Here is a 26,661-nt window from a genome sequence, read left to right as displayed (position 1 = left end):
CCGGGTGTGATTAGCACCACTCATAAGGTGAATTCATGAGCTATCTCTATAAGAATACTTTCAGTCTACGATATTCTCTCCCTGAATAGCTAGTCCTCACTACTATGCCTCATTCAACGTTTTTTTATTTTTTTCTTAGTTCTATTATATACATTGAACCTAAAAAAGACAATATTTTATGTGATTTATTCATTTTAAACAAATTGGAAGGGTTCCGTACTAATCACGGATGCAGTTGCAATCTCTCCAAACAACTCATTTAAAATAGCAGCAACGTGCTCTTTCATTACATACTCTGCATGGTGACCAACATCTAAGACATTTAAGCCCATATCCTGTGCATCTTGAGCATCGTGGAATCCAACATCACCTGTAATAAATAAATCTACTTTTTTCGCTTTGACAGGTCCGATATAACTTGCCCCACTACCACCAATGATAGCGACTGTTTTAATGGTTTTATCTAGTGAACCGACAAAACGTGCATTTTCAATCTTTAATGACTTTTTGACGTGTTTAATATAATCAACAGCTTTTAAAGGGGTCGGAACTTGTCCCATACGTCCAAGTCCATACTGAGCATCAGGCATCGTCACATTTAAGGCATAGACATCATACGCCATTTCCTCATATGGATGGACCGATTTAATTTTTGCAATGGCGCTTCCAACTAAAGCGGTCGGAATAACCCCTTCTAATTTTACTTCTTCAACCAATTCTACTTCATTTACATTTCCTAAAAACGGTTGACTTCCATCAAGCGGTTTAAATGAACCAATTCCCGTACTCGCAAAGGTACAATGAGAATAATTTCCGATTTGCCCAACACCCGCTTCTGACATCACTTGACGAATCGAATCACTGTGAGTAGCTGGTGTATAGATGACTAATTTAGAATATTCTTCACGTTTGGTTGGAATTAACGGTTGAATATTTTCTAAACCGATGGTTTGAGCTAAACAATCATTCATCCCATTTTTCGCAATATCAAAATTAGTATGCATCGCATAAACACAAATATCATGTTTAATACAAAGTTCAACAATTTTTCCTTTTGGCGTATTGGTATTAATGTTCGCTAAAGGACGAAAAATGAATGGATGATGAGCAACAATTAAGTTCGCTCCTTTTTCAATCGCTTCTTCAACGACAGATTTCGTCACATCAAGTGTGACTAAAACTTTTGTTAACGGACGATTAACATTTCCAATATGTAATCCATTTGGGTCTTTATCAAACGCCGCTAAATGTTTTGGATATAAAGTTTCTAATTGTTTAATCACATCTGAAATTACGATTGACATTTTAAAACCTCCGATAATAATGCCTGGCGAGCTTCTAAATCAGCCAAGCGTGGATGATTAACGGCTAACTGATCCATAATTTCTTGATTTTTATTAAATTCTTTCATCCATCTTGCTTTAAACACCTCATCATTTGGTGTCTGACGTAAAATAGGTCCAAATTCAAGATCTAGTTCGTTATATGAAGTCTCTTCATCAGTAGGTTCCGCTACAATGACTTCATAAAACTTCCCTTCATCTAAGACGATTTTTTCATCAATGATTGTAAACGAATGGTTAGATAACCAAGCTCGAACTAAATTTGCATCGATGTTAGGTTGTAAAACTAATCGCTTAAATGATGTTGTGAGTGGAATGTCTGCGTCTAAAATAGAAACAATCAGTTTTCCTCCCATTCCTGCAACGACAACCCCTTCTACTTCACTAGGAGCTAAAATGGATAACCCGCCACCTAGACGAGTTTCTATTTTAGCTTCTAATCCATATCGTTTGATAGTTGCTTTAGCTGACTCTAATGGGCCAACTCCAATATCTGCAGCAATTGCATAAGTCAACTGATTGTCAAGCATTCCAACACAAGGTAAATAAGCATGATCCGTTCCAATATCTGCAATTTTTTGCAAAGGTTTTAACGCATCTAAACATGTTTGTAATCGTGTTGAAAGTTCATAACTCATATTTTATATTCCTATTCTTCCATGAAGTCTTTTAAACGACGGCTACGAGATGGGTGGCGAAGTTTACGTAAGGCCTTCGCTTCAATTTGACGAATACGTTCACGTGTCACACCAAATTCTTTTCCTACTTCTTCAAGCGTACGAGTACGTCCATCTTCAAGTCCAAAACGTAAACGGAGAACACGTTCTTCGCGATCCGTTAATGTTTCTAACACATCGTCTAATTCTTTTTTTAGCATTTCATTTGAGGCGAATTCAGATGGTGATAAGGCATCCGCATCTGGGATGAAATCTCCTAAATGAGAATCATCTTCTTCACCTACTGGTGATTCTAATGAAACAGGTTCTTGTGAAATTTTTAAAATTTCGCGTACTTTTTCAGGAGCGATTCCCATTTTCTCAGAAATTTCTTCTGGTAAAGGTTCACGCCCTAATTCTTGAACTAATTGACGTTGAATACGAACTAATTTATTAATTGTTTCAACCATGTGAACCGGAATACGAATGGTACGCGCTTGATCCGCAATCGCACGTGTAATAGCTTGACGAATCCACCATGTTGCATAAGTCGAGAATTTAAATCCTTTACGATAATCGAATTTTTCAACCGCTTTAATTAATCCCATATTTCCTTCTTGAATTAAATCTAAGAATAACATCCCACGTCCAACATGACGTTTAGCGATACTAACAACTAAACGTAAGTTAGCTTCAACAAGACGTTTTTTTGCATATTCACCTTCTTGAATAACACGTCGTGCTTCTTCATCACTTAATTCAGTAACCCCAATTAAAAACTCATTTCCGTCATTTGCTTCCCCAGCATCTTGGATTAATAAATCAATACGTTCTAACAACTCTTCCGGAAGCGGCTCATTTTTACGGCGTATTTCTAAAATTTCTGATGAGATATCTCCACGTTCAATCTTTTTCGCAAAGTTAATTTCTTCTTGACTAGATAATAATTCAACGCGTCCAATTTCTTTTAAATACATACGAACTGGATCATTAATTTTAAATTGTGAGGTGAATTCAAACTCATCAAATTTTTCTTCTAAATCAACTTCATCTTCAGTAGAGAAATTGGCTGGAATATTATCTTCATCTTCGTCAGCATCAAAATCTGGTAATAATAAGACTGTATCTTCCTCTTCTGTCTCACCAACTTCAGGCGTTTCAACAATTTTCTCAGATTTAACAATGCTGATTCCTTCTGAATCATATAAATCTAAAAATGAACTAATCATTTCTGGATCTAATTGAACTTGTTCGAAACTATTGTTGATTTCATCGTATGTTAAATAACCGCGCTTCTTTCCTAACTTGATTAGTTGACTATTAATTTCCAGAATTTTTTTCTCGTCAAGTACCGGATTTGACATAAAACCACTCCTTTTTACTTACCAAACTGCTGTTTAAGTTGATTAACTTTACCTAGTAGTTCCAATTTTTCATGATCTAATGTTGCTTCACTGATTTGCTTTTTTAACTGCTCCATTTGGGCTTTATAAACATACTCTTTCACAACTAATATTAAATCACGGATGACATTATCGTTCGTTAAAGGTGGTAAGGTCTCACATTCAAAAATAATGTCCGTGATTGGTTTCACTAACGCTTCATCAATCCAATTTAAAAAATATTGTAAATTCATTGTCTCATGTACGGTGTAATAATCTAAAATGTAAAGGACAATGTTTCGTCTCGTCGGATCATTTAAGTAACCATTTAATTCTTTCTCTACCTGCAAAGCGACACGTCGGTCTTTTAACATATAATGAATTAACATTTTTTCTGACCGGTCATACTTAGTGTCTCTCAAATGATGGCGTCTCATTTGACTCATTTCATTTTTATTGTTGTTAATATTGGTATTTTTATACACTTGACTTTTTCCACTTGCAAACTCTTGTAAAATACTTTGTTCTCCGATGGAGATATCTTGCGCTAATTTTTTCAATATTAACTCCTGAAGAGTCGGACTTTGTAAAGAATATGCTAAATGATAAATAGCACGTTTAAATTGATCGCGATGACTGACAAATTCTAAATTAAACTGACGTTTGATATAACGATATTGATAATCGATGGCGGGAATCGCCTGATCAACTAATTTCGAAAAAGCTTCGGCACCATTTGTTTTTATGAATTCATCCGGGTCCATCTTCGATGGAATCTCGACAACACTTACTATAAAGTTTTGCGACATTAAAATTGGAATGGCTTTATTAGCAGCAGCTAATCCAGCTTTATCTCCGTCATAACAAATAATGATATGATCGGTTAAACGTCTTAATTCTCGACCATGATCTTCGGTAAAGGCTGTCCCCATTGTGGCAACAGATTCTGAAATTCCTGCTTCCACAGCAGAAATAACATCTAAAAATCCTTCAAATAACAGTACTCGGTTATGACGTCGAATGGCTAACTTTGCCTCATGCAAGTTATAAATCAGTTTCCCCTTTTGAAATAATGGTGATTCCGGAGAATTTACATACTTTCCTAAATGTGTGTCCCCCTCTAAAAAGACACGCCCACTAAATCCAACCACTTTTCCTACCTTATCAAAAATTGGGAACATAATCCGAGATTTAAATCGGTCATAATATTGACCATTATGCTCGTTTAATAACCCAAGTTGTGTTGCCTGAGGTAAAGAAAATTGGTTATTTGCTAATGTTTTGACAAGAGCATCCGAGTAGGATGGAGATAAACCAATACCAAATTGCTCAATCATTTCCGCTGACATTCCACGTTTTGTTAAATACTCAAGGGCGATTTTTCCCTCTTTTGTATGATTCAGATAATAATGGTAAAACCCTTTAGAAAATTCTAAAAGGTCATACTCATTTTTATATTTTGAATTTTGTGTAGACTGCGAAAGACTAGCAACTAAGTCGGTTTGAATTCCTGCTCGTTGTGCCAATTTTAAAATAGCTTGTGGGTAAGAAATTGCTTCAAGTTGTGAAATAAAAGAAATAACATTTCCACCTTCACCACAACCAAAGCATTTATAAATTCCTTTATCCGGTGACACCACAAAAGAAGGGGTGTTTTCACCGTGAAAAGGACATAAGCCTTTATAGTTTTTACCGGCTTTAGTTAATTGAACATAATCACTAACAACATCAACAATGTCACTTTGTGCAATGACTTGATCAAATAATTCTTGTGGAATCCGACCCTTATTCACCGTAAATCACCCTCTCTCCTATAATGTCTAATTAGTAAAACTATGTTTTAGAATTGAATTTTTGATGTGATGTACTCAACTAACTCATCAATTGCAACACGTTCTTGTTCCATTGTATCACGGTGACGAACAGTTACTTTTTTATCTTCTAATGAATCATAATCGAATGTCACACAGAATGGTGTCCCGATTGCATCTTGACGACGGTAACGTTTACCAATTGTTCCTGCTTCATCATAATCTACCATCATGTGTTTTGATAAATCTGCAAATACTTCTAAAGCTTGCTCATTTAATTTTTTAACTAATGGTAATACTGCCACTTTATAAGGAGCTAAAGCTGGATGGAATTTTAACACTTCACGTGTTTCACCATTTTCTAATGTCTCTTCTGCATAAGCATCAACTAAAAAGGCTAAGGTTACACGATCAGCTCCAACCGATGGTTCAATACAATATGGCACGTATTTTTCATTCGTTGTTGGATCTTGGTATTCAAAGTTTGCTCCTGATTCTTTCATATGAGCTTTTAAGTCGAAATCTGTACGATTTGCAACTCCCCATAATTCTCCCCATCCGAATGGGAAACGATATTCAATATCTGATGTTCCGTTACTATAATGACTTAATTCTTCTGGTGAATGTTCACGTTGACGGATGTGCTCTGGGTTCATTCCTAAGCTTACTAGCCAATTCCAGCAATATTCTTTCCAGAATTCATACCACTTAGCATCTTCACCTGGTTTACAGAAGAATTCTAATTCCATTTGTTCGAATTCACGTGTACGGAATGTAAAGTTTCCTGGTGTAATTTCGTTACGGAATGATTTCCCGATTTGTCCAATTCCAAATGGAATTTTTTTACGAGATGTACGTTGAACGTTTTTAAAGTTAACGAAGATTCCTTGTGCTGTTTCAGGACGTAAGTAAACAGCTGATTTTTCATCTGATACAACACCCATGTGTGTTTTGAACATTAATTCAAATTGACGAATATCTGTGAAATCATGTGCCCCACAATCTGGACATGCGATGTTATGTTCACGGATGTAATTCATCATTTGTTCTTCTGTCCATCCATCAGCTACGATATCATCTCCATGATCTTCAATTAATTTATCGGCACGGTGACGGCTTTTACATACTTTACAGTCCATTAAAGGATCACTAAATCCTCCAACATGTCCTGATGCAACCCATGTTTGAGGGTTCATTAAGATGGCACTATCTAATCCTACATTGTATGGAGATTCTTGAATGAATTTTTTCCACCAAGCTTTTTTAACATTATTTTTTAATTCGACACCTAATGGCCCATAATCCCAAGTGTTCGCTAATCCACCATAAATTTCACTACCTTGGTAAACGAAACCTTGTGTTTTTGACATATTTACGATTTTTTCCATAGTAACTTGACTCATACTGATGCTCCTTTGCTTAACAAAATTAAGATCTTGTGAACATAGAAATAATAAAAACTCTCATACCTATGCCCACAAGCATAGGGACGAGAGTTATTCCCGCGGTTCCACCCTATTTGTAAAAAGCAAGCTTTTTACCACTTTGTTAAATATGCTCGAAAGTTCCGTTCCTTAAGAATTTGACATCTGGCTCACACCCTCCCAGACTCGCTTAAGTTCAATGCTTCAAAAGTACTATTCTTCGTCATCACATAAATATTGCATTATACTATTACCATTATATTATATCAATACATAAAACACAATATACAAAAGTATGAAAAAATAACAAAAGAAAATCATTTATTCAACAAAAAAAATCACTTAAATCGTGGCGATTTTTAAGCGATTTTGATTTTATGTTAAGTCTTTTAAAAACTTTTTCGTTCTTAAATGAAGTCCTGCATAAGTCTCATAATAAGCATCTAAAATTTGTTCAATAGGTTGTAGTAATTCATCTTCTAGCTCAACCTCTGGTAGATGATCAATATCAACTCGATAAAGTGCACGGACAATTGGAATCAAGGGCGCATCAATTAAAATAGGTTGTGTATTGTCATAACACTTGGCACAAACTAATCCACCTTGACGGATACCAATCGTGACAATCTGTTCAGTAGAACGACAATTTGCACAACAATCAAGTACTGGCTCTATCCCAAGAACCGGCATCATTTTAAATTGAAAAATTAGACTCAACAGATACGGATTATACCCCGCGTCTGCTGCGTCTAAGAAATTTTTCAATAGTCGATAAATATAAGCACTATATTCATCTGATGACACACCTTTTAAAATCAATTCAATCATGAAATAAAAATAAGCAACCGTTTCATAATCAAGCTTAATATTTAAATAATGATTTTCAACTTCTCCAGAATATAAGTAATACAATTCACTGTTTGCATTGGTTGAGGGTTTTAAATTAAAACGTGCACTTGTTAATGGTTGAACAAGTGCACTCTTTTTTGTATTAACTTTATTGGCATTTTGGACAAACACACCAATAACTCCCATATTCCGAGTCAGAACTTTTATAATTTTATGATGTTCACCATAATTAAAGTTTTTTAAAATAATCCCATCCACATCGAGCGCCATGTTGTTAATCCTCCCTTATGGCTTTCGTTGCCTCCGAACTTATTAATTCTTCTGAAAACTCAGTAGGTGAAGTTAAATCTATCTTACTATTCTCAGTTTCTTTTAATAACAAATAGTGCTCAATTTTTCCTGTACGTTTGAACACTTCCCATTCTAAGCTATTCATTTAAATCCCTTCTTACTAGCTAAGCTATTATTTAAACCCTCTAGTCATTAGGATATCCAAACTCCAAGAATTTATGACACTTTTGTCTTAAAAAGTCGAATTAGTATTCTTTTTCGCTATATCCGAAATCATTTAAGTATAATTTTTTATTACGCCAATCCTTTTGAACCTTTACCCATAACTCTAAGTAAATTTTTGTTCCAAGTAATTTCACGATATCTTTACGAGCTAGTGTTCCAATGTCTTTTAACATTTTTCCACCCTTACCAATTAAAATCCCTTTTTGTGAAGGACGTTCAACAACAATAGTCGCCATCACATCAATCACATTTTTACCTTCTACTTTTTCAATTTTATCAATAACGACAGCAACTGAATGCGGAACTTCTTCATGAGTTAAATGTAAAACTTTTTCACGAATTAACTCAGAAATAATGAAACGTTCTGGATGATCAGTAATATAATCTGATGGATAAAATTGTGGCCCTTCAGGAAGCGCCTCTTTGATAACTGAGATTAATGTCTCTACATTCTCCCCAGTCATCGCAGAAATTGGAATAATTCCAGCAAAATTATACTCTTCACGGAATGAAGCAATAACTGTTAATAATTCTTCTTTTGTAATTAAATCAATTTTATTAATGACTAAGAAAACAGGTTGTTTTACATTTTGTAAATGTTCAATAATGAAGCGATCCCCTTTTCCTACTTTCTCAGTTGCATTGACCATAAACATAACAGCATCCACTTCATTTAATGTTCCAATGGCTAAATCGGTCATAAATTTTCCAAGCTCATGTTTAGGTTTATGAATTCCTGGTGTATCAATAAAAATTGTTTGTGAATCCGCATCTGTGATAACACCTTGAATTTTATTTCGTGTTGTTTGAGGTTTATCGCTCATAATCGCAATTTTTTTCCCTAATACTTGATTTAAAAATGTTGATTTTCCAACATTAGGGCGACCAATAATTGAGACGAACCCAGACTTAAAATGTTTTTCTGTCATTATAAATCCTCCGATGTAAATGAATATGGTAATAATTCTGACACTGTATAAATTTTAATTTCGTCCTTGTTACTTAATAAAATAACTTGTGCGTCTTGTGGCATTAATTCACTAATGACTTGACGACATGCTCCACATGGTGAAATTGGACGATCTGTATTTGCTACAACTGCAATGGCCTCAATATCGTCACGACGATAACCTTTTGTAAAAGCTGTAAATAAAGCTGAGCGCTCTGCACAATTAGTCAATCCAAAAGAGGCATTTTCAACATTTGCTCCATTGATAATACTTCCATCTTTTAATTTTAAAGCCGCACCTACTGGGAATTTCGAATACGGAACATATGCATTTTGATAAGCTTCCTTCGCTGCTGCAATTAAATCTGTGTACATTTCTTTCATTTTTTCACCTACTGACTAGATATATATGGAAGAAAGATAATTCCTCCGATAATAGTTGCGATGATCGCGCTGACCAAAACGGCTCCTGCTGCGACATCTTTCGCTATTTTCGCATAAATATGATAGTCTGATGTTACTAAATCAACGGTTCTCTCTATCGCAGTATTAATCATTTCTAACGTAATCACTTGAGCAATTGTTAGAAATAACAAAATAAATTCTACTTTGCTAATACGAAAATAAAGCCCACACCCTAGCACGATTAGTGCTGCGGTATAGTGGACTTTAATATTACGCCCTATTAAGAATGATGTCAAGATACCCCGACTTGCATATTTAAACGATTTTAAAATTGCTTGAATAGAATGAGTCTCTTTAACGTCTGATTCCGAGCGCATTTAGGACATCCTCCTGTTTAGCGAACATGATTTCCTCTTCTTCTTTCACAAGATGATCATAACCTAGAAGATGTAAACATCCATGAACGGCTAAAAACGAAAGTTCACGATCAAATGAATGACCAAATCGCTCTGCTTGTTCTCGTGTGCGTGGTAATGAAATAAAGACATCACCTAACATTCTTGGCATAGGAACTCCTTGAATCTTTATTTCTCCAGGAGTTTCATCCTCAATTGCAAATGTTATAACATCTGTTACGGCATCTTTTTGACGATAATTTGCATTGATTTCACGAATTTGTTCATTATCCACAAAGATAAAACTACACTCAATAAACTCATGCGCTAAGTTTTCTTGCTTTAACGTTTCAACTACAACACGTTCAATCATTTGCTCATATCTTTCAACTGCTTCATCTGTTTGATTGTAAAATTGAATATCTACTGCCATTTTCGTTTGTTGCTCCTTTATTCTCCGGTCTTTTCATAGCTTTCAATAATTTTTTGAACAAGCGTATGTCGTACAACATCGACTGTTTCAAATTGAACAAATTCAATTCCTTTAACATCATGTAAAATTTCTTTTGCATGTTTTAATCCTGACTTCACCGGTTTTGGAAGGTCAATCTGCGTTTCATCACCTGTGACAACCATTTTTGAATTAAATCCTAAACGCGTTAAGAACATTTTCATCTGTTGTTTCGTTGTATTTTGCGCTTCATCTAAAATGATATAAGCATCTTCAAGTGTACGACCGCGCATATAAGCTAATGGGGCAATCTCGATAATCCCACGTTCAATCATTTTTTCAGTTTGTTCAAGACCTAATACATCATATAACGCATCATATAACGGTCTTAAGTAAGGATCCACCTTCTCTTTTAAATCTCCAGGTAAGAATCCTAAATTTTCTCCCGCTTCTACAACAGGACGAGTTAAAATAATTTTTCGAACGATGTTTTTCTTTAATAATGAAACACCAATAACAACTGCTAAATAAGTTTTCCCTGTCCCTGCAGGACCAATTCCAAAGACTAAATCATTATCTAGAATTTTTCGATAATAATCTTTTTGATTAAAAGTTTTCGCAAAAATCGTTTTCCCTTGTGTTGTTTTAATAATTTTATATCGTTCATCAAACAATGACTCAAGTTCACCTAGGCGATTTTGTTCATTCATCTTAATTGCATATAAAACATCTCGCTCTGTTACGTCTTTTCCTTTACGATGTAAGTCCACTAAAGCTACTAACACTTCACGAACTTCTGAAGCTTTTGCTTCATCTCCGTAAACGTAGAGTTGATCTCCACGTAAAGAAATTTCAACATTATAGTAATCTTCAAAGATTTTTAAATGCTTATCATGATGTCCAACAACAGAAATAATCTCATCCATTGTTTCAAATACTTCTTGTATCTTAATCGGATCTTTACTCATAATTCAGCTCCTCTAATATGCGATATTTTCGTATACAGTTAGATGACATTTGAAATAAATCTCATCATCTGTTTCCTCTTCTGATATTATCTCCAAATTCTTGATGATAAACTCACCATCGGTTTCTTCTTTGAATTTATTTTGGACAAGGACTAATAAATTAGCCTTAATCTCGTCATAAGTGTTTGTTATTATTATATCACTTTTTTCATAATATTGTCTTTTTTCTAAATAAAGCGGTGAATTTTTGAGGAAAAAGAAGGGATCATATGATTTATCGACTTCTTCGTACTTTTCAAAATTTATCTCATCGAATGGAAAAGTAAATTCTTTTCCGCCAAGATGAAGAACATAATAAGTCTCTTTATTCGTTGTAAACCGTTCTTCTACATAGCTTTTAGACGCCCTTACATCAACAGTGTACCATGTATCAGCCCAAACTTCTCCCCGTGCCACATCATCTATCGGAATAATCTCACTCGTATATGGTTGTTCGACATAACAAGCAACAAGTGGATCCCCTTTTTTAACAACTTGATTTTGCTCCACCAACACACGACAACTGTCTACAATATAGTTCTTCACCAAACCAGAACGCTTAGCAAATAACGTTTGTGAATATTCACTGTCATCATCTTGTTCTTCTAACGTAATATCATAAACATCAAAAATGATGTCTGTTCCTTTTCGGTAGATATTTACCCATACATAATCATTGTAATAAGCTTTAAGCTCCTCATAAATCACATCCAAATCACTTTTTAGGAAATGAAATGGACCTAATTCCTGAAAGTGGGGTTCAAGCAAAGTTTCTAATTCATCTTGTTCCTGTGGTGTTAAATTTCCATCAATCCGATACCCGATGGTATACTTTTGCATTAAAAGCATCAAAATCAACACTAATCCAATGATAGGAACTCCTACTTTAAGAAAAGGCGGATAAATGGAAAGTGTCCGAGCAACCGGATATCCCTCCAATTTATCCAAAATATCCTTCCTAACCGTCACCAAGTAACCATCCGGATGTTTTTTCACCCCATAAATCATCACATTACGTTGCCTCAATCGATTAACTTCAGTCATTGTAGGCACTATGATTTGAACTTTTGGAATAAACAGACTTAACCACTTATTTTTCATTTTCATCACCGACTATTTCTATTTTTTTTACTCCATCACTTTCAATTCTAATAACAAAGTCTCCATATTCTTTAACTCTAAAATTGATTCCACTTAACTGATAAGTACAATCAGGCGTCTTAACCATGCAAAAATCATCCGTAAAATGTTCAACCGTACAACGATCGTTAATGATGACGGTTTTATTTTCTACAACTTGTAGTAGTGGATAATGTAAGGTTTGTTTAAATATTGCTGATTCAACTTTACTAAGCATTTGCATTCCTTTTCACCATCATTTCCGACTTAACTCTAGATACACTCATAAGATTGTATGTGCTAAGACCTAAGAATATGAACAAATGAATTTAGTTCGGTTCAAAATAAAAAATCGACTTCTTAATAGAAGCCGACTTTTCTAATTATTCTATTTCATCAATCATCAATTTCATGACCGCATCATCTACAATATTGGTTCCAACAGAGTTTAAATCAACCGCCTTAAAGAGTGAAAGATTCAACTTCACTTGCGTTGTCTCTGTTTTAATATAAACCTCTTGATTCGATTCAACTTTAATACAATCAACAAAATAATGTGGGTTTGATTTAATCGCCTTGATTCCAAGTGATCCTTTTTTATTACGTGAAGAGAGGGCAATATCTTTTACTTTTAACTTTTTGATATTCCCACGTTGTGTTAATAATAACAACTCATCGTTTGCATTAGCTAACACCACTTTGATTAGCTGATCATCTTTTCCAATGGCAATCCCTTTAACCCCCATAGCCTTAAGACCCGTAATAGCAATTTCCTCATCACTAAACTTCAACAAGTAACCCTGTTTTGTGACCATGATGACATCATTTGGACTTGGTGCTTTAACCACTGAAATTAAAACATCATCTTCTTTAACCGCCATCGCCATCATGGCACGATTATAACGAGACACTTCAAAATCACCTAAACGAGTCTTTTTAATCATACCGTTTGCTGTTGTAAAGAATAAACACTCTTCCGATTTAAAATCACTAATCGCGAAGACTGCTATCACTTTCTCCTCTGAATCGATCGTTACTAGATTTGAAACGTGCTGTCCAATATCTTTCCATTTAAACTCTGGGAGTTTATAGACTGGTAAGTAGATAAAACTTCCTCGATTCGTAAACATCAATAGCGTTTGTAGCGTATCGACTTGTAATTTTGATACCAGTTCATCGCCATCTTTCATCACTGGCATTTCAGATTTCGTTGCATTGTATGAACGAATACTCGTCCGTTTGACATATCCATCTTTTGTAACAGCGACAATAACATCTTCTTTGGTAATCATATCAGTCTCATCAATTTTAATCTCTTGAATTTGTTCCTCTATTTGACTGCGTCGCTCCGTTTTAAAATCTTTTCGCACTTGTTTTAATTCTGTTTGAATGACTTTTAATAACTTCGTTTCGCTACTTAAAATCTCAGTTAATTCTAAGATTGTTTTTGATAACTCTTCGTTTTCTTGTTGTAGCGCTGTCACATCTGTATTCGTTAAACGATATAACTGTAACATCACGATAGCTTCAGCTTGACGTTCACTAAACTCAAAAGCTACCATTAAATTTTTCTTCGCATCTGATTTATCTTTCGATTGGCGGATCATATGAACCACTTCATCTAAAACTGACACCATTTTAATTAAACCTTCAACGATGTGTTGACGTTCACGTGCACGTTTTAAATCATAATTTGAACGATTAGTTACAACTTCTTTTTGATGTTGGATATAAGCGTCAATTAAGTCCATTAATCCCATCAAGACAGGACGCTTATTATGAATCGCCACCATATTGATGTTATATGACACTTGTAAATCCGTATTTTTGAATAAATAGTTCAACACCATTTCAGATTTCACGTCTTTTTTTAGTTCAATGACAATACGTAATCCATTACGATCAGTTTCATCACGAACCTCCATGATTCCGTCGATTTTTTTATCAATACGTAAATCATCAATTTTTTTCACTAAATTCGCTTTATTGACTTCGTAAGGAATTTCAGTGACAACGATTTGATCGCGTCCTCCTCGAATCGTTTCAATCTCAGCTTTTGAACGAACAATAATACGTCCTTTTCCCGTAGCATATGCTTTTTTGATTTCTTGAATCCCTTGGATAATCGCTCCCGTTGGGAAATCTGGCCCTTTGATAAAGGTTAATAAGTCATCTAATTGACACTGTTTATGATTCATACGATGAATCACCGCATCAATAATTTCAGCTAAATTGTGAGGTGGAATATCAGTTGCATATCCTGCTGAAATCCCTGTCGCTCCATTAACTAATAAGTTAGGGAAAAATGCCGGTAATACCGTTGGTTCTGTCATTGAATCATCAAAGTTTGGAATAAAGTCAACTAAATTTTTATCGATATCTTTTAATAATAATCCTGAAATAGCTGATAATCTTGCTTCAGTATAACGCATCGCAGCTGCAGGATCGCCATCAATACTACCATTGTTCCCATGCATTTGCACAAGGGGTTCTCTTAATTTCCAATCCTGAGACATACGAACCATTGCCTCATATACAGATGAATCGCCATGAGGATGGTAATTACCAATAACATTTCCAACTGTTTTAGCCGATTTACGGAATGCTTTTTCAAATGTATTTCCGTCTTTATACATCGCATATAGAATACGTCGTTGTACCGGTTTTAATCCATCACGAGCATCAGGTAACGCACGATCTTGAATGATATATTTAGAGTAACGTCCGAAACGATCCCCCATAATATCTTCAAGTCGCATTACTTGAACGCGTTGGGTTGAGTTTTCCATAAATTACACCCTCTCTATATCATAATCATCTTCCATCGTAAAATCGACATTTTGCTCGATCCATTCACGACGTGGCTCAACTTTATCTCCCATTAACGTGGTTACGCGATGATCGGCATCTGCCGCATCTTCAATACTGACTTGAATTAACGTACGTGTTTCAGGATTCATAGTTGTATCCCATAATTGATCCGCGTTCATTTCTCCAAGACCTTTGTAACGTTGTAACATGTAGCCTTTTCCGACTTTCGCAATAACGCTTCCTAACTCTTCGTCTGTCCATGCATACTCAACCACTTGCTTTTTTCCTTGTCCTTTAGACACTTTATAAAGCGGTGGCAATGCAATGTAAACTTTACCCGCTTCAACTAATTCACGCATGTATCGGAAGAAGAATGTTAGTAATAATACCTGAATATGCGCCCCATCGGTATCAGCATCGGTCATAATGATGACTTTATCATAATTGACATCACTTAATTCAAAATTCGCTCCTACACCTGCACCGATGGTATAAATCATCGTATTAATTTCCTCATTTTTAAAGATATCTTCCATCTTTGCTTTTTCAGTATTGATGACCTTACCACGTAGAGGTAAAATTGCTTGGAAGGCACGGTTACGACCTAGTTTCGCTGATCCACCCGCTGAATCCCCTTCGACTAAGAATAACTCATTTTTCTGAGGATTTTTCGTTTGAGCTGGCGTTAACTTTCCTGAAAGATTCGTTTCTTTTTTCTTTTTCGTTTTTCCACTACGAGCATCTTCTCGCGCTTTACGCGCTGCTTCACGGACTTGAGCTGCTTTAATCGCTTTTTTAATTAATTGTGTCGCAACAGCTCCATTTTCTTCAAAGAAAAATGTTAATTTTTCTGCAATCACATTATCTACCGCTGAACGAGCCTCTGGCGTTCCAAGTTTCGCCTTTGTTTGTCCTTCAAATTGTAATAAATTTTCAGGAATTCGAACTGAAACGATGGCCGCTACCCCTTCACGAATGTCTGCACCTTCTAAATTTTTCTCTTTTTCTTTAAGTAATCCATTACGTCTCGCATAGTCATTAAAAATACGAGTTAAGACAGCTTTAGCTCCTGTTTCATGAGTTCCACCATCTTTAGTCCGAACATTATTAACGAAAGATAAAATATTTTCTGAATAACTTCCAGAATATTGGAAAGCAAAATCAACTTCAATCTCTTGGCTTTCTCCCTCGAAATAAACTACATCATGAAGGGTATCTTTTCCTTCGTTTAAATAACTAACAAATGATTTAATTCCATCTTCATAGTAAAATGTTTCTTCTTTATCGTTTCTTAAATCGATTAACTCAATTTTTAATCCTTTTAAAAGAAATGCTGATTCACGTAATCGTTCACTTAAAATATCAAATGAATAAACTGTTGTTGAGAAAATTTCAGGATCTGGTTTGAAGCTTACTAATGTTCCTGTTTCTTTACTTTTACCAATGATATCAAGACCTGTAACAGGATGCCCACCATTCTCAAAACGTTGACGATATACATTCCCATCACGTTTGATTGTCACTTCAACCCACTCAGATAGGGCATTTACAACACTTGCCCCTACCCCGTGTAATCCTCCAGATGTTTTATATCCACCTGTTCCAAACTTTCCACCTGCATGTAAGACAGTAAAAATAACTTCTGGTGTCGGCTTTCCTGATTTATGCATTCCAGTTGGAACTCCTCGCCCAGAATCTTGTACACTGATGCTATTATTTTCATGAATTGTTACTTTTATATGATCACCATATCCGGCTAAAACTTCGTCAATGGCATTATCTACAATTTCATAGACAAGATGATGTAACCCGCGACTGTCAGTTGAACCAATATACATCCCTGGTCTTTTACGGACTGCTTCTAGTCCTTCGAGTACTTGTATTGAGTCTTCATTATAATTTAAGTGCGTCGACATCATAACACTCCTTTCCCTTTCCATTATCTCATTTTAAAAGATTTTCTCGAAGATTAAAAGATGTTATTAGACATTATAAGACTAATTTATAAATTTTAATTCCAAATCTATTCAAAATAACTGTATTATACATTAATTAAAGTATGAATTATAGCGTGAAATATGTCGAAAAAGAAGTTTTTTATATTTTTTTTGTAAATTTCACTAATATTATCGGAGTCTATGCTATAATAATTCTGCAAAAAAGGAGGATTTAAATGATTAACTTCATACTAATTATTGCCGCTTACTTGCTAGGATCATTTCCTTCAGCGCTTGTAATTGGAAAAACATTTTATCAAAAAGATATTCGTCAATATGGTTCTGGTAACCTAGGGTCAACGAATGCCTTCCGAGTTCTTGGAAAAAAAGGGGGGACCATTGTCTTTATTCTTGATGTGTTAAAAGGTGGGTTAGCTGTTTTAGCAGCCATGTACTTAGGAGCTACGATCCATCCCTTAATTATTTCGATGTTTGCTTTAATCGGACATATTTACCCTATTTTTGCTAACTTCAAAGGTGGAAAAGCTGTTGCAACAAGTGCAGGAATCATTTTATTCTATTCACCTCTTTTATTTATCACACTCTTTATTATCTTTGTCATTTCATTAAAGATATGGAAAATGGTCTCTTTATCTTCAACTATTATCTCAATTGCCGCAGTATTAATTGTTTGGTTTGGACATTATGACTTAACAGCCAAAATTATGTTTACCTTATTTGCTGCAATGATTATTATTAAGCACATCCCGAACTATAAACGCATTTTAAATGGAACTGAAAATAAAGTCTCATTTTAAACACTATTACATTATATTCAAAAATACCTGGGGGGAATCATCTTGAAAACTATTTCATGTTCAGAACCGATGAATTTCAATAATTCTAAAGACATTTATAATCGTATTACAACCATTAAGGCTGAATTACACGAACTCGTAAAAACATTTGGAATGGTACATGAATTGACAGTAGCAAAAAGTCAAGAATTAGATTTAGTTGTAAATGAATACATGTGTTCTAAACAACAATTTTAATTTTAAAAAGACGCCCTGAAAGGCGTCTTTTCTTACATTTATCATCATAAAAAGCGTATGTTTTCATACGCTTTTTGTTTTATTTCATATTTTGATTAATTGATTTCATCACTTGATTAATTTGTTTTTGAGATGGTGTACGTCCCATTTGCATCATCATTGTACGAACAACCTCTTCATTAATAGGTGGGTTTTTTTGTAAATATTTTTTTAATTGTTTTTGAGCAACAAAGAATCCAATAATTGCACCAATTAAAATAGCTACAATAATCCAAACCCAGAATACCCAGTTAGTATATAACATATTACTTCCTCCAAACATTTTTACAATTGAATAGTCCAATACTATATTCAATTTATACTAGAATATGAACAATCTGTCAAGTAATTGTGAAATAAAGAACGTGTCTAGTGACCTAAAACTTCCTTCTAATTGTAGCGCTTTTAAAAAATGTAATGAAAGCGTTGGGATAACGGTTAATAAAATTCCATTCATAAATGAAGCAATCAGTGTCCCTTTAACTCCATTTACCTGATTTGCCATTTTACTAACTAAAACTCCAATCAATCCAATAGACACTAACTCTGGCATCACAATCTCAGTTACTTGATAAAAACTCAGATACATTAAGGTGACAAGCGCAGCCACATAACTACTAATAAACCCAATTAACCCAACATACCGACAATGTTGAAGTTGATAAATCCAATCCGTTGCAAAATAGGCAGTTGGAATTATTTTTTCAAAAAAGGATAAATAAACGGGATATACACTGATGATTAATCGATAAAACCCATAAAAACAGCCGATTCCCATTAAAAGAATTAAAACATTAATCACTTGCAACCCAATACCTTCAACAATCAATTGATTCAAAATCACTAATCTTGTCTGTTCATGATAGCCTTGAAAATAGGCGATAAAAGTTAATAAAACTGTTGTTATGATTAAAAAGAACGTCACGCCACTAAATCCTTTTTTAAGTATTCGTTTAAAATTTGAGTTTTCAACAAAGGCCTCAGTTGATAAATGACACTTACCAAATAAATTTCCTGCCCCAATACAGAGCCAGTTATCTAGGTAATGAAATAACCCAAGTGTTGTACGACCTTCTAATTCCCCTTTACAAAGCTTTGAGGTGATTGAAGGTGCTATACTCATGACCATTCCTAATACTACTGCCATCATCATAATTTGGCTCGAAATTGAGAGTGAACTTTGTTGTAAAAGAGTCATCATCACAGTCGTGAATATAATCATTTCAAATGGTGCAATAAATAAATGTTTAAACCTTGTATAATAAGCTAATGCTACATTGATGACAAAGGCCATTAAAACCGTACATATAATCACAAACCATTTCTCGATTAAAACTGTTTCAAATGAAGCGGAACTCATATAAACGGGTGATATTTTCAAAACATAGCAAATCACTGAAGAAATCAAATAATAATAACTATTTAAAAAGACTAAACTCATTAAAAACAAGCCGATTCCTAGTATTATTTTAGATTGAACAATTATTAACTGCTTAAGTGATTCACGTTCTTTAATTTGATTCATGAGTGTAATCAGTATAAAAAAAAGACTCATCATCAAAATAATGGAAATTTGCACCTCTAGTGTAAGACTCATCCCTCATCCTCCCCAAAAGTTTTACCTAATTATAACAAATTTTCATATTCTTTTATATGTGTTTTTAACCTAAATTTCACTCTGAACAAAAAAAAAGAAAGCTTGGCTTTGACCAAAACTTTCCCTTTTTATTTAAATTTAAAAATTACGCCATTTCTTTGAATAATGACACAACATTTTCTGCTGTAAATCCATAAGCTTCAATAACTTTATTAGCTGGTGCAGAAGCTCCAAAACGATCAATTCCCATGACAACTCCATCAAAGCCTACATATTTATGCCATCCATAAGTTGCTCCCATTTCAATTGACATACGTTTTGTTACCTGTTTTGGAAGAATGCTTTCACGGTATTCTTTTGATTGTTTTTCAAATAAATCCATTGATGGCATGCTTACAACACGTACATAAATTCCTTCACTTGCTAATTTTTCTTGTGCTTCAACCGCTAAATTAACCTCAGAACCTGTTGCAATTAAGATTCCATCCATTTCTTTAGCTGCTTCACTTACGACGTAAGCCCCTTTACTTACACCTTCATATGATGTATGAGCCATTGTTGTTAAATTTTGACGAGTTAAAATTAACGCCGTTGGTGTATTTTTAGATTCAACAGCTAAACGCCAGGCTGCTGCTGTTTCAGTTGCATCTGCTGGACGAATGACTGAGAAGTTAGGAATCGTACGTAACATAGCTAATTGCTCGATTGGTTCATGTGTTGGACCATCTTCACCTACTGCAATTGAGTCATGCGTTAAAACGTAAGTAACTGGTAATCCCATTAAGGCAGCCATACGCATTGCTGGTTTTAAATAGTCGCAGAATACGAAGAATGTTCCACCGAATACGCGAACTCCACCGTGTAATGCCATCCCATTTAAAATCGAAGCCATCGCAAACTCACGAACTCCGAAATAAATATTGCGTCCATCTGGTGTTACTTTAGAGAAATCTCCACCATTTTTAATATTTGTTTTATTTGAATGAGAAAGGTCAGCAGATCCCCCTAAGAAATAAGGAATCGCCGAAGCAATAGCATTAATTGCTTCATTGTTTGTATCACGTGTAGCTGCAGAATGCCCTGTTTCATAAGTTGGCATCACGTCTTTTAAATCAACTACTAATTCATTATTCATTGCTTTTGTTAACTCTTCTGCTAATTCTGGATAAGCTTTTGAGTAACTTGCAAATAATTCATCCCACATCTTATTAGCAACTTGTCCACGTTCTTTAATTGTTTCATTAAAATGATGATAAACTTCAGCTGGTACCGTAAATGGCTCATGATTCCATCCATATTGTGATTTAGCATACGCCCCGTCCTCATCACCAAGAGGTGCACCATGAACTGCATTTGTTCCTTGAAGTTTTGAACCATATCCAATGACTGTTTTCACTTCAATAATTGACGGTTTATCTGTTGTTTGTTTCGCACATTCGATTGCTTTATTGATGGCTTCAACATCATTTCCATCTTCAACACGTTGAATATGCCAACCATAAGATTCATAACGCTTTAAAACATCTTCTGTAAAGCTTTGTGTTAAATCTCCATCTAAACAAATGTCATTTGAATCATATAACACAACCACTTTTCCAAGCCCTAAATGTCCAGCAAGTGATGATGCTTCACTTGTTACCCCTTCCATTAAATCTCCATCACCACAAATTACAAAGTTGTAATGATCGATTAACGAGTAACCTTCTTTATTATAACGGCTTGCTAAATACTTTTCTGCTAATGCCATTCCGATTGCCATTGGAATTCCTTGTCCAAGCGGTCCACTTGTAGCATCAATTCCATCTGTATGACCATACTCAGGATGTCCTGGTGTTTTTGAATCCCACTGACGGAATTGTTTAATGTCATCCATGCTCACACTATATCCTGATAAATGTAGTAATGAATAAAGTAACATTGAACCATGTCCTGCCGCTAACACAAAACGGTCACGATTAAACCAATTACTATTACTTGGATTTGCATTTAAATGCTGTGTAAATAATGTGTAAGCCATCGGTGCTGCCCCTAACACAACACCAGGATGTCCTGATTTCGCCTTATTGATAGCGTCAATACCTAATGTTCGAATTGCATTAATTGATTGTAATGAGATGTTATTTTCCACGTTATTACCTCCTCTATACCACCTATATAATACCCTTTTGTCGAAATTTTTACAATATTTTAGAAAAAATTTTTATTTCACAATCTAACAACTATCTTTTCTTTCATTCTAGCGTTCTTCTCCTTATTCTCGACGTAACCTTCTATCCTCTAATCAGGGAATACGATTTTTTATAATAAAAGAGATTAGAATGAAAAATCTCGACTTATTTTTGCTGATTTTAATCCTGTTTTTTATAGAATTAATGCATAGGGATTACAGGATTTGCTAGCATATGTTATAATAAAAAGGAGTTATTTAATAGGGAGGTTATCACGTATGCCACGTAAAATTCTTGATACTTGTATCGCTTGTGGATCTTGTGCTGCTGAATGTCCAGTAGAATGTATTTCTGAAGGAGATATCTACTCAATTGATGCAGACGTATGTATTGACTGTGGGGCTTGCGAAGCAGTTTGTCCAACAGAATCAATTATCGAAGCATAATTCTAATCAGAATAAAAAAAAGATTTGCCTAAGGGCAAATCTTTTTTTTATTAATGAATCACAGTTCCGCGCTCTTCTTGAATTTTTTTAACTTTCTCTGGCGTCACATCATCACCATTTGGATCAATGACTCTCATATTTTCAATTGTATTTTTCATACTTTCTCTGAAAGTTAATAGATACTCTTCACGTAAAGCTTGTTGCTCTTTCATTTCTTCTTCAGTTAAAGTTCCTTCTTTTTTCTTCTTCGCTAATTCATTTAAACGACTTAATTTTTCTGGCGTTAACATTTTTAGCACCTCCATGTTTGATCACCCTTTTAATATACCAAATTTCACTTCTTTTGATAAGCAAATACTTCTAAAAACGGAATAATCGTATTCGGTTTTAAATACATAAGTAGATCCGTGATATCAGTCAGTGCAATCATCATCATTCCTAAACAAATAAAATAAAATCCAATTAAATATCGATAACTATAAATAAATAAACAAAACTTATTAAACATCTTTATCCCTCTTTTATTAAAACGAATGTTCGATTTTATAATTTTATTATATTCGAACATTCGTTTGTCGTCAATATAAAAAGAACAAATGTTTGTCTTTTATTCTTTTTACTGATATAATGAAATTAATAAAATGGAAGGAGGTTATATCATGAAACCTATTACAAAACGTCAACAAGCGATTCTTGATTTTATTAAAGCCGAAATTGATAAACGAGGATATCCGCCAAGTGTTCGAGAAATTGGAATAGCTGTTGGTCTTTCATCAACTGCTTCAGTTCATAACCAACTAAATCAACTTGAAAAGAAAGGATTTATCCGTAAAGATAAATCGACAACACGAGGAATTGTGATTTTAGCAAATGAGACAGAATCAAAGGCTGCTAAAAATGATTCAAAAATTATTGAATTCAAATCGGTTGTTAATGTTCCGGTAATCGGTAAAGTAACAGCAGGGATGCCAATTGAAGCCATTGAAAACCCTGATGATTTCTTCCCTCTTCCGACACATTTAATTCCTTCTAACCAAACTGTCTTTATGTTAAATGTCCATGGTGATTCAATGATTAATGCTGGAATCCATGATGGTGATCAAATCATCGTGCAACAACAGCAAGATGCCCATAACGGGGATATTGTAGTAGCCATGCTAGATGATCATGAAGTGACGGTTAAACGGTTCTTCAAAGAATCTGGTCATATTCGTTTACAACCAGAAAATGATTTATTAGAACCGATTATTGCCAACGATGTTTACATCGTTGGCAAAGTAATCGGTTTATTTAGAAATATGCACTAATCAAAAATACCTTAATGAATCATTCATTAAGGTATTTTTTTATGTCACTTCACTTTAATGCCTTCATCCCTTTGTTATTCTAACTTCAGCTTTTTGGTTAAGTAAACATCTAACTCCCTCTAAACTAAAGATGAGTTAAAAAACAGTCATCGCCATCATTCTCTTGCTACTAAAAAATTTATCAAAAAGTATCAACTCTCCTTATTAAATAAAAAATGGATTAACAATCTAGTTAATCCATTTTTTTTAATTCAATATAGGTTAAAACATTTTGAACCGTTTTTTCAAACTGATTTACATCCACCTTGAACCACTTAACATCCATTTGATTATTAAACCACGTATATTGACGCTTTGCATAACGACGTGAATTGCGCTTAATTAATTCTTTACACTCCTCAAGAGACGTGAGGCCATTAAAATAATCATATAACTCTTTATAACCAATGGCACGAATCGATTGTGCCGTCTGAGGAATTCCCGCTTCAAATAAAGCTCTCACTTCCTCAACAAGTCCTGTTTCAAACATAACATCCACACGTTTATTAATACGGTCATACAATACATCGCGATCATCTGTTAATCCGATTAAAGCAACGTCATATATCAATTCATGTTGTTGTGTTTGAATCATCTCAGATTTTTTCACCCCTGATGTTTCAAAAATTTCAAGCGCGCGAATAACACGCTTACGATTATTCGGGTGAATCGTCTTCGCAGCTTCTTCATCCACCTCTGCTAATTTTTGATGCAAGGATTCATTATCAAAATCCTTATATTTTTCATCATCGACTTCTTTCGTCTCTGATTCTCCTGCAAATTCGTAATCATATAAAACACTTTTAATATAAAGTCCCGTCCCCCCTACAATAATTGGCATGTTCCCGCGACTTTTAATTTGATCAATCTTTGCACGCACCGTTTTTTGAAATTCCGCTACTGAATAAGGTTCATCTGGATTTTTTTCATCAATTAAATGATGAACAATCCCTTCACGTTCTTCAATCGTTGCTTTGGCTGTTCCAATGTCCATTGTTTTATAAATTTGCATCGAATCACCACTAATGATTTCACCCTTTAACTGCTTCGCTAATTCAATACTTAACTTTGTTTTTCCAACTGCCGTCGGACCTACAATACAAATAACATCCATTTTTTTCACCTACATGACTCGCTTGAACAATTTTTCAATTTCATATTTTGTTAATTTTACAATAATCGGACGTCCGTGTGGACACGTATATGGTTGATCACATAAACATAAATCAACTAACATCTGTTTAATTTCATGCTCATTAATATACTGATTCGCTTTAATCGACCCTTTACAACTCATCATAATCGCCACTGATTCGCGTAACTTACCAATATCCACTTTATTATCATAAATGATTTGCTGTAAAATCGTCTCTACAATTAATTTAGCATCTAAATTTTGAACCCAGACGGGAATCGTACGAACAACAAGTGATTGACCGCCAAACTCTTCAATCTCAAATCCAAACTTCATTAAAGAAGGTAACGACTCTTTTAAAAGCAATAATTCATTCGCCGAATATTTTAACACCATCGGAATAATGAGTTCAATACAATCACCCTTCACATCTTTAAGTAAGGCATAATTTTTTTCATATTGTATACGTTCCATTGCGGCATGTTGATCGACAATAAATAATCCTTCTTCATTTTGAGCCAATAAATACGTTCCGTGTAATTGCCCAATATAATGAAGTTCTAACTGCGGAATCGCTTGTCTCGTTGGAACGACCACTTTAAAATCTTGAGCGGGTTGTTCAAGTGAAACCATCGGTTCTGCCACTTCTTCAACATGAACTGACTCTTTTTTTACGTCAACACTCTCTTTTTTTAATTCAATAGGATTTTCATCAACCATCTGAACCGCAATCGTCGGCTTAAAAGTCGCCTCCTTCGTTAAACTTAACGTTTGCTGAATTGGCTTTGGCATCACGACCTTCGGCTCTTCAATTTGTGTTTCTGGAATATATTCTACTTGCTTTAACACGTTGCGAAGTTCATGATAAATAAATGTTTTAAGTGATTCCTCCTGCGAAAAGCGGACCTCAAGCTTTGCTGGATGAACGTTAACATCCACTAAAATGGGATCTAGTTTTAAATTAAGCACCACAATCGGATACTTATCTTTAGGCAGTAACGTATGATAAGCCTCTATAATCGAACGCATCAAATTATAATTACGAATCGCGCGCCCATTCACGATAATCGTCACATAATTACGGGAAGCACGATTAATAATCGGATCGCTTAAAAATCCAGAAATCTCAAAATCATCATTTTTCGCCGAAAATGGAATCATTTTTTTAGCTACATCAAAACCATAAACACTTGCAATCACGCTTTGCAAATTATTTTGTCCATTCGTTTGAAAAAGTAAACGTTGATTATTTAAAAGCTTGAATGCAATTTCAGGGTGAGAGAGTGCAATTTTATTTAAATAATCTGTAATATGACTAAGCTCTGTATTCAATGACTTAATATGTTTTAAGCGAGCTGGTGTATTAAAAAATAAATGATTGACTTCCATCTCCGTTCCTTTACGCATCACACCCGGCTCATTCACTAAAACTTCTCCTGCTTTAATATTTAAATGAACACCCGCAGACGCACCATCCGATGTTTTCACATGAACATCTGAAACCGAAGCAATTGACGGAAGGGCCTCACCACGAAACCCAAGTGTTTGAATTCTAAAAATATCATATTGGGTTTTAACCTTACTCGTCGCATGACGTTCAAAGGCAAGGAGAGCATCACTCTCACTCATTCCCTCCCCATTATCGATCACTCTGATTTGACGAACACCTGAGTCCTGTAATTGAATTTCAATACTCGTACTATTAGCATCAATCGCATTCTCAAGCAACTCTTTAACAACTGAAGCGGGGCGCTCAATTACTTCCCCCGCTGCAATCATATTGGCAAGTTGCTCACTCATACGTCTAATTTTTCCCATAC

General features: G+C 34.7%; 27 protein-coding genes and 2 other annotated features (1 of these 29 running past the window's edge). Of the genes, 4 read left to right on the top strand and 23 right to left on the bottom strand.

The window, feature by feature from the left end:
• Positions 1-126, bottom strand: a binding site (T-box leader) (it extends 80 nt beyond the left edge of the window).
• A gap of 68 nt (positions 127-194) precedes the next feature.
• The 16 genes from J6D32_RS07375 to parE all read right to left on the bottom strand — a co-directional run bounded on the left by J6D32_RS07375 (position 195) and on the right by parE (position 17,034).
• Positions 195-1,304, bottom strand: a complete 1,110-nt coding sequence (locus J6D32_RS07375) for a Nif3-like dinuclear metal center hexameric protein (protein WP_006785343.1) — start codon at positions 1,302-1,304, stop codon at positions 195-197.
• The gene (locus J6D32_RS07370; RefSeq protein ID WP_006785342.1) at positions 1,292-1,981 is read right to left on the bottom strand and encodes a tRNA (adenine(22)-N(1))-methyltransferase; all 690 of its coding nucleotides are present in this window, start codon (positions 1,979-1,981) and stop codon (positions 1,292-1,294) included. Before J6D32_RS07370 ends, J6D32_RS07375 begins: the two co-directional genes overlap by 13 nt.
• 11 nt (positions 1,982-1,992) lie before the next feature.
• Positions 1,993-3,363, bottom strand: coding sequence for an RNA polymerase sigma factor RpoD (gene rpoD, locus J6D32_RS07365; protein WP_006785341.1), 1,371 nt, complete (start codon positions 3,361-3,363; stop codon positions 1,993-1,995).
• Positions 3,364-3,377: 14 nt separating this feature from the next.
• Entirely contained in the window at positions 3,378-5,174 is a 1,797-nt protein-coding gene (gene dnaG / locus J6D32_RS07360; protein ID WP_009607147.1) for a DNA primase, read from the bottom strand.
• Positions 5,175-5,221: 47 nt separating this feature from the next.
• Positions 5,222-6,595 (bottom strand): glycine--tRNA ligase, encoded by a 1,374-nt coding sequence (locus J6D32_RS07355; RefSeq protein ID WP_006785339.1) that lies wholly within the window; start codon positions 6,593-6,595, stop codon positions 5,222-5,224.
• Positions 6,596-6,674: 79 nt separating this feature from the next.
• Positions 6,675-6,852: a binding site (T-box leader), on the bottom strand.
• Between the two features lie 139 nt (positions 6,853-6,991).
• Positions 6,992-7,735: a DNA repair protein RecO gene (gene recO / locus J6D32_RS07350; RefSeq protein WP_287467487.1), complete on the bottom strand. Its 744-nt coding sequence runs from the start codon at positions 7,733-7,735 to the stop codon at positions 6,992-6,994.
• Positions 7,736-7,739: 4 nt separating this feature from the next.
• The gene (locus tag J6D32_RS07345) at positions 7,740-7,901 is read right to left on the bottom strand and encodes a YqzL family protein (RefSeq protein ID WP_006785337.1); all 162 of its coding nucleotides are present in this window, start codon (positions 7,899-7,901) and stop codon (positions 7,740-7,742) included.
• Between the two features lie 100 nt (positions 7,902-8,001).
• Positions 8,002-8,910, bottom strand: a complete 909-nt coding sequence (gene era / locus J6D32_RS07340) for a GTPase Era (RefSeq protein WP_006785336.1) — start codon at positions 8,908-8,910, stop codon at positions 8,002-8,004.
• Positions 8,910-9,314, bottom strand: a complete 405-nt coding sequence (gene cdd / locus J6D32_RS07335; RefSeq protein WP_006785335.1) for a cytidine deaminase — start codon at positions 9,312-9,314, stop codon at positions 8,910-8,912. The genes era and cdd overlap by 1 nt, the downstream gene beginning before the upstream one ends.
• Positions 9,315-9,322: 8 nt before the next feature.
• Positions 9,323-9,712, bottom strand: coding sequence for a diacylglycerol kinase family protein (locus tag J6D32_RS07330; protein ID WP_006785334.1), 390 nt, complete (start codon positions 9,710-9,712; stop codon positions 9,323-9,325).
• Positions 9,690-10,163: an rRNA maturation RNase YbeY gene (gene ybeY, locus J6D32_RS07325; RefSeq protein WP_006785333.1), complete on the bottom strand. Its 474-nt coding sequence runs from the start codon at positions 10,161-10,163 to the stop codon at positions 9,690-9,692. Before ybeY ends, J6D32_RS07330 begins: the two co-directional genes overlap by 23 nt.
• Positions 10,164-10,180: 17 nt before the next feature.
• Complete coding sequence (locus J6D32_RS07320) at positions 10,181-11,149, bottom strand: PhoH family protein (protein WP_006785332.1); 969 nt, start codon at positions 11,147-11,149, stop codon at positions 10,181-10,183.
• 12 nt (positions 11,150-11,161) lie between these two features.
• Positions 11,162-12,289 (bottom strand): sporulation protein YqfD, encoded by a 1,128-nt coding sequence (locus tag J6D32_RS07315; RefSeq protein ID WP_006785331.1) that lies wholly within the window; start codon positions 12,287-12,289, stop codon positions 11,162-11,164.
• Entirely contained in the window at positions 12,279-12,551 is a 273-nt protein-coding gene (locus tag J6D32_RS07310; protein ID WP_009607139.1) for a hypothetical protein, read from the bottom strand. The genes J6D32_RS07315 and J6D32_RS07310 overlap by 11 nt, the downstream gene beginning before the upstream one ends.
• Positions 12,552-12,690: 139 nt before the next feature.
• Positions 12,691-15,096, bottom strand: a complete 2,406-nt coding sequence (parC, locus tag J6D32_RS07305) for a DNA topoisomerase IV subunit A (protein ID WP_006785330.1) — start codon at positions 15,094-15,096, stop codon at positions 12,691-12,693.
• Positions 15,097-15,099: 3 nt separating this feature from the next.
• A complete protein-coding gene (gene parE / locus J6D32_RS07300) occupies positions 15,100-17,034 on the bottom strand; it encodes a DNA topoisomerase IV subunit B (RefSeq protein WP_155232201.1) in 1,935 nt (644 codons plus the stop codon).
• 257 nt (positions 17,035-17,291) lie between these two features.
• Here parE and plsY point away from each other — a divergent pair, with 257 nt between their 5' ends.
• Both plsY and J6D32_RS07290 read left to right on the top strand, forming a co-directional pair.
• Entirely contained in the window at positions 17,292-17,873 is a 582-nt protein-coding gene (gene plsY / locus J6D32_RS07295) for a glycerol-3-phosphate 1-O-acyltransferase PlsY (RefSeq protein ID WP_006785328.1), read from the top strand.
• A 42-nt stretch (positions 17,874-17,915) separates the two neighbouring features.
• A complete protein-coding gene (locus J6D32_RS07290; protein WP_006785327.1) occupies positions 17,916-18,110 on the top strand; it encodes an aspartyl-phosphate phosphatase Spo0E family protein in 195 nt (64 codons plus the stop codon).
• 79 nt (positions 18,111-18,189) lie between these two features.
• Here the strand turns inward: J6D32_RS07290 and J6D32_RS07285 are convergent, their stop codons facing one another.
• From J6D32_RS07285 to tkt, 3 genes are all read right to left on the bottom strand, one after another.
• A complete protein-coding gene (locus J6D32_RS07285) occupies positions 18,190-18,414 on the bottom strand; it encodes a YneF family protein (protein ID WP_006785326.1) in 225 nt (74 codons plus the stop codon).
• Positions 18,415-18,471: 57 nt separating this feature from the next.
• Positions 18,472-19,746 carry a PTS transporter subunit IIC gene (locus tag J6D32_RS07280; RefSeq protein WP_006785325.1) on the bottom strand — a complete coding sequence of 425 codons (1,275 nt, stop codon included), beginning with the start codon at positions 19,744-19,746 and terminating at the stop codon, positions 18,472-18,474.
• Positions 19,747-19,891: 145 nt separating this feature from the next.
• Positions 19,892-21,874, bottom strand: coding sequence for a transketolase (gene tkt / locus J6D32_RS07275; RefSeq protein ID WP_055165122.1), 1,983 nt, complete (start codon positions 21,872-21,874; stop codon positions 19,892-19,894).
• A 318-nt stretch (positions 21,875-22,192) separates the two neighbouring features.
• Here tkt and fdxA point away from each other — a divergent pair, with 318 nt between their 5' ends.
• Complete coding sequence (gene fdxA / locus J6D32_RS07270) at positions 22,193-22,360, top strand: 4Fe-4S ferredoxin (RefSeq protein ID WP_006785323.1); 168 nt, start codon at positions 22,193-22,195, stop codon at positions 22,358-22,360.
• Between the two features lie 50 nt (positions 22,361-22,410).
• Here the strand turns inward: fdxA and J6D32_RS07265 are convergent, their stop codons facing one another.
• Together J6D32_RS07265 and J6D32_RS07260 are read right to left on the bottom strand one after the other, a co-directional pair.
• Positions 22,411-22,650: a DUF896 domain-containing protein gene (locus tag J6D32_RS07265; RefSeq protein ID WP_006785436.1), complete on the bottom strand. Its 240-nt coding sequence runs from the start codon at positions 22,648-22,650 to the stop codon at positions 22,411-22,413.
• Positions 22,651-22,694: 44 nt separating this feature from the next.
• The gene (locus J6D32_RS07260; RefSeq protein ID WP_009607333.1) at positions 22,695-22,868 is read right to left on the bottom strand and encodes a hypothetical protein; all 174 of its coding nucleotides are present in this window, start codon (positions 22,866-22,868) and stop codon (positions 22,695-22,697) included.
• 151 nt (positions 22,869-23,019) lie between these two features.
• Between J6D32_RS07260 and lexA the strand changes: the two genes are divergently transcribed.
• On the top strand, positions 23,020-23,667 hold the full coding sequence (gene lexA / locus J6D32_RS07255; protein WP_006785435.1) for a transcriptional repressor LexA: 648 nt from the start codon (positions 23,020-23,022) through the stop codon (positions 23,665-23,667).
• 232 nt (positions 23,668-23,899) lie between these two features.
• On the opposite strand, the gene miaA is transcribed toward lexA, so the two are convergent.
• Positions 23,900-24,820 (bottom strand): tRNA (adenosine(37)-N6)-dimethylallyltransferase MiaA, encoded by a 921-nt coding sequence (gene miaA, locus J6D32_RS07250; protein WP_006785434.1) that lies wholly within the window; start codon positions 24,818-24,820, stop codon positions 23,900-23,902.
• Between the two features lie 9 nt (positions 24,821-24,829).
• A complete protein-coding gene (gene mutL / locus J6D32_RS07245; protein WP_287467485.1) occupies positions 24,830-26,659 on the bottom strand; it encodes a DNA mismatch repair endonuclease MutL in 1,830 nt (609 codons plus the stop codon).
• Between the last annotated feature and the right edge of the window lie 2 nt (positions 26,660-26,661).

The organism is Turicibacter sp. (assembly GCF_017941855.1).
In the GTDB taxonomy this organism is placed as follows: Bacteria; Bacillota_I; Bacilli_A; order MOL361; family Turicibacteraceae; genus Turicibacter; species Turicibacter sanguinis.
Note: the sequence above shows the minus strand (reverse complement) of the source record. Positions and strands in the feature narration are given on the sequence as shown.

What these genes read in the sequence shown, in the direction of transcription:
- J6D32_RS07375 (WP_006785343.1), bottom strand. Translation starts at nt 1,304, where the DNA reads ATGTCAATCGTAATTTCAGATGTGATTAAACAATTAGAAACTTTATAT.
- J6D32_RS07370 (WP_006785342.1), bottom strand. Translation starts at nt 1,981, where the DNA reads ATGAGTTATGAACTTTCAACACGATTACAAACATGTTTAGATGCGTTA.
- rpoD (WP_006785341.1), bottom strand. Translation starts at nt 3,363, where the DNA reads ATGTCAAATCCGGTACTTGACGAGAAAAAAATTCTGGAAATTAATAGT.
- J6D32_RS07355 (WP_006785339.1), bottom strand. Translation starts at nt 6,595, where the DNA reads ATGAGTCAAGTTACTATGGAAAAAATCGTAAATATGTCAAAAACACAA.
- recO (WP_287467487.1), bottom strand. Translation starts at nt 7,735, where the DNA reads ATGGCGCTCGATGTGGATGGGATTATTTTAAAAAACTTTAATTATGGT.
- J6D32_RS07345 (WP_006785337.1), bottom strand. Translation starts at nt 7,901, where the DNA reads ATGAATAGCTTAGAATGGGAAGTGTTCAAACGTACAGGAAAAATTGAG.
- era (WP_006785336.1), bottom strand. Translation starts at nt 8,910, where the DNA reads ATGACAGAAAAACATTTTAAGTCTGGGTTCGTCTCAATTATTGGTCGC.
- cdd (WP_006785335.1), bottom strand. Translation starts at nt 9,314, where the DNA reads ATGAAAGAAATGTACACAGATTTAATTGCAGCAGCGAAGGAAGCTTAT.
- J6D32_RS07330 (WP_006785334.1), bottom strand. Translation starts at nt 9,712, where the DNA reads ATGCGCTCGGAATCAGACGTTAAAGAGACTCATTCTATTCAAGCAATT.
- ybeY (WP_006785333.1), bottom strand. Translation starts at nt 10,163, where the DNA reads ATGGCAGTAGATATTCAATTTTACAATCAAACAGATGAAGCAGTTGAA.
- J6D32_RS07320 (WP_006785332.1), bottom strand. Translation starts at nt 11,149, where the DNA reads ATGAGTAAAGATCCGATTAAGATACAAGAAGTATTTGAAACAATGGAT.
- J6D32_RS07315 (WP_006785331.1), bottom strand. Translation starts at nt 12,289, where the DNA reads ATGAAAAATAAGTGGTTAAGTCTGTTTATTCCAAAAGTTCAAATCATA.
- J6D32_RS07310 (WP_009607139.1), bottom strand. Translation starts at nt 12,551, where the DNA reads ATGCAAATGCTTAGTAAAGTTGAATCAGCAATATTTAAACAAACCTTA.
- parC (WP_006785330.1), bottom strand. Translation starts at nt 15,096, where the DNA reads ATGGAAAACTCAACCCAACGCGTTCAAGTAATGCGACTTGAAGATATT.
- parE (WP_155232201.1), bottom strand. Translation starts at nt 17,034, where the DNA reads ATGTCGACGCACTTAAATTATAATGAAGACTCAATACAAGTACTCGAA.
- plsY (WP_006785328.1), top strand. Translation starts at nt 17,292, where the DNA reads ATGATTAACTTCATACTAATTATTGCCGCTTACTTGCTAGGATCATTT.
- J6D32_RS07285 (WP_006785326.1), bottom strand. Translation starts at nt 18,414, where the DNA reads ATGTTATATACTAACTGGGTATTCTGGGTTTGGATTATTGTAGCTATT.
- J6D32_RS07280 (WP_006785325.1), bottom strand. Translation starts at nt 19,746, where the DNA reads ATGAGTCTTACACTAGAGGTGCAAATTTCCATTATTTTGATGATGAGT.
- fdxA (WP_006785323.1), top strand. Translation starts at nt 22,193, where the DNA reads ATGCCACGTAAAATTCTTGATACTTGTATCGCTTGTGGATCTTGTGCT.
- J6D32_RS07265 (WP_006785436.1), bottom strand. Translation starts at nt 22,650, where the DNA reads ATGTTAACGCCAGAAAAATTAAGTCGTTTAAATGAATTAGCGAAGAAG.
- J6D32_RS07260 (WP_009607333.1), bottom strand. Translation starts at nt 22,868, where the DNA reads ATGTTTAATAAGTTTTGTTTATTTATTTATAGTTATCGATATTTAATT.
- lexA (WP_006785435.1), top strand. Translation starts at nt 23,020, where the DNA reads ATGAAACCTATTACAAAACGTCAACAAGCGATTCTTGATTTTATTAAA.
- miaA (WP_006785434.1), bottom strand. Translation starts at nt 24,820, where the DNA reads ATGGATGTTATTTGTATTGTAGGTCCGACGGCAGTTGGAAAAACAAAG.
- mutL (WP_287467485.1), bottom strand. Translation starts at nt 26,659, where the DNA reads ATGGGAAAAATTAGACGTATGAGTGAGCAACTTGCCAATATGATTGCA.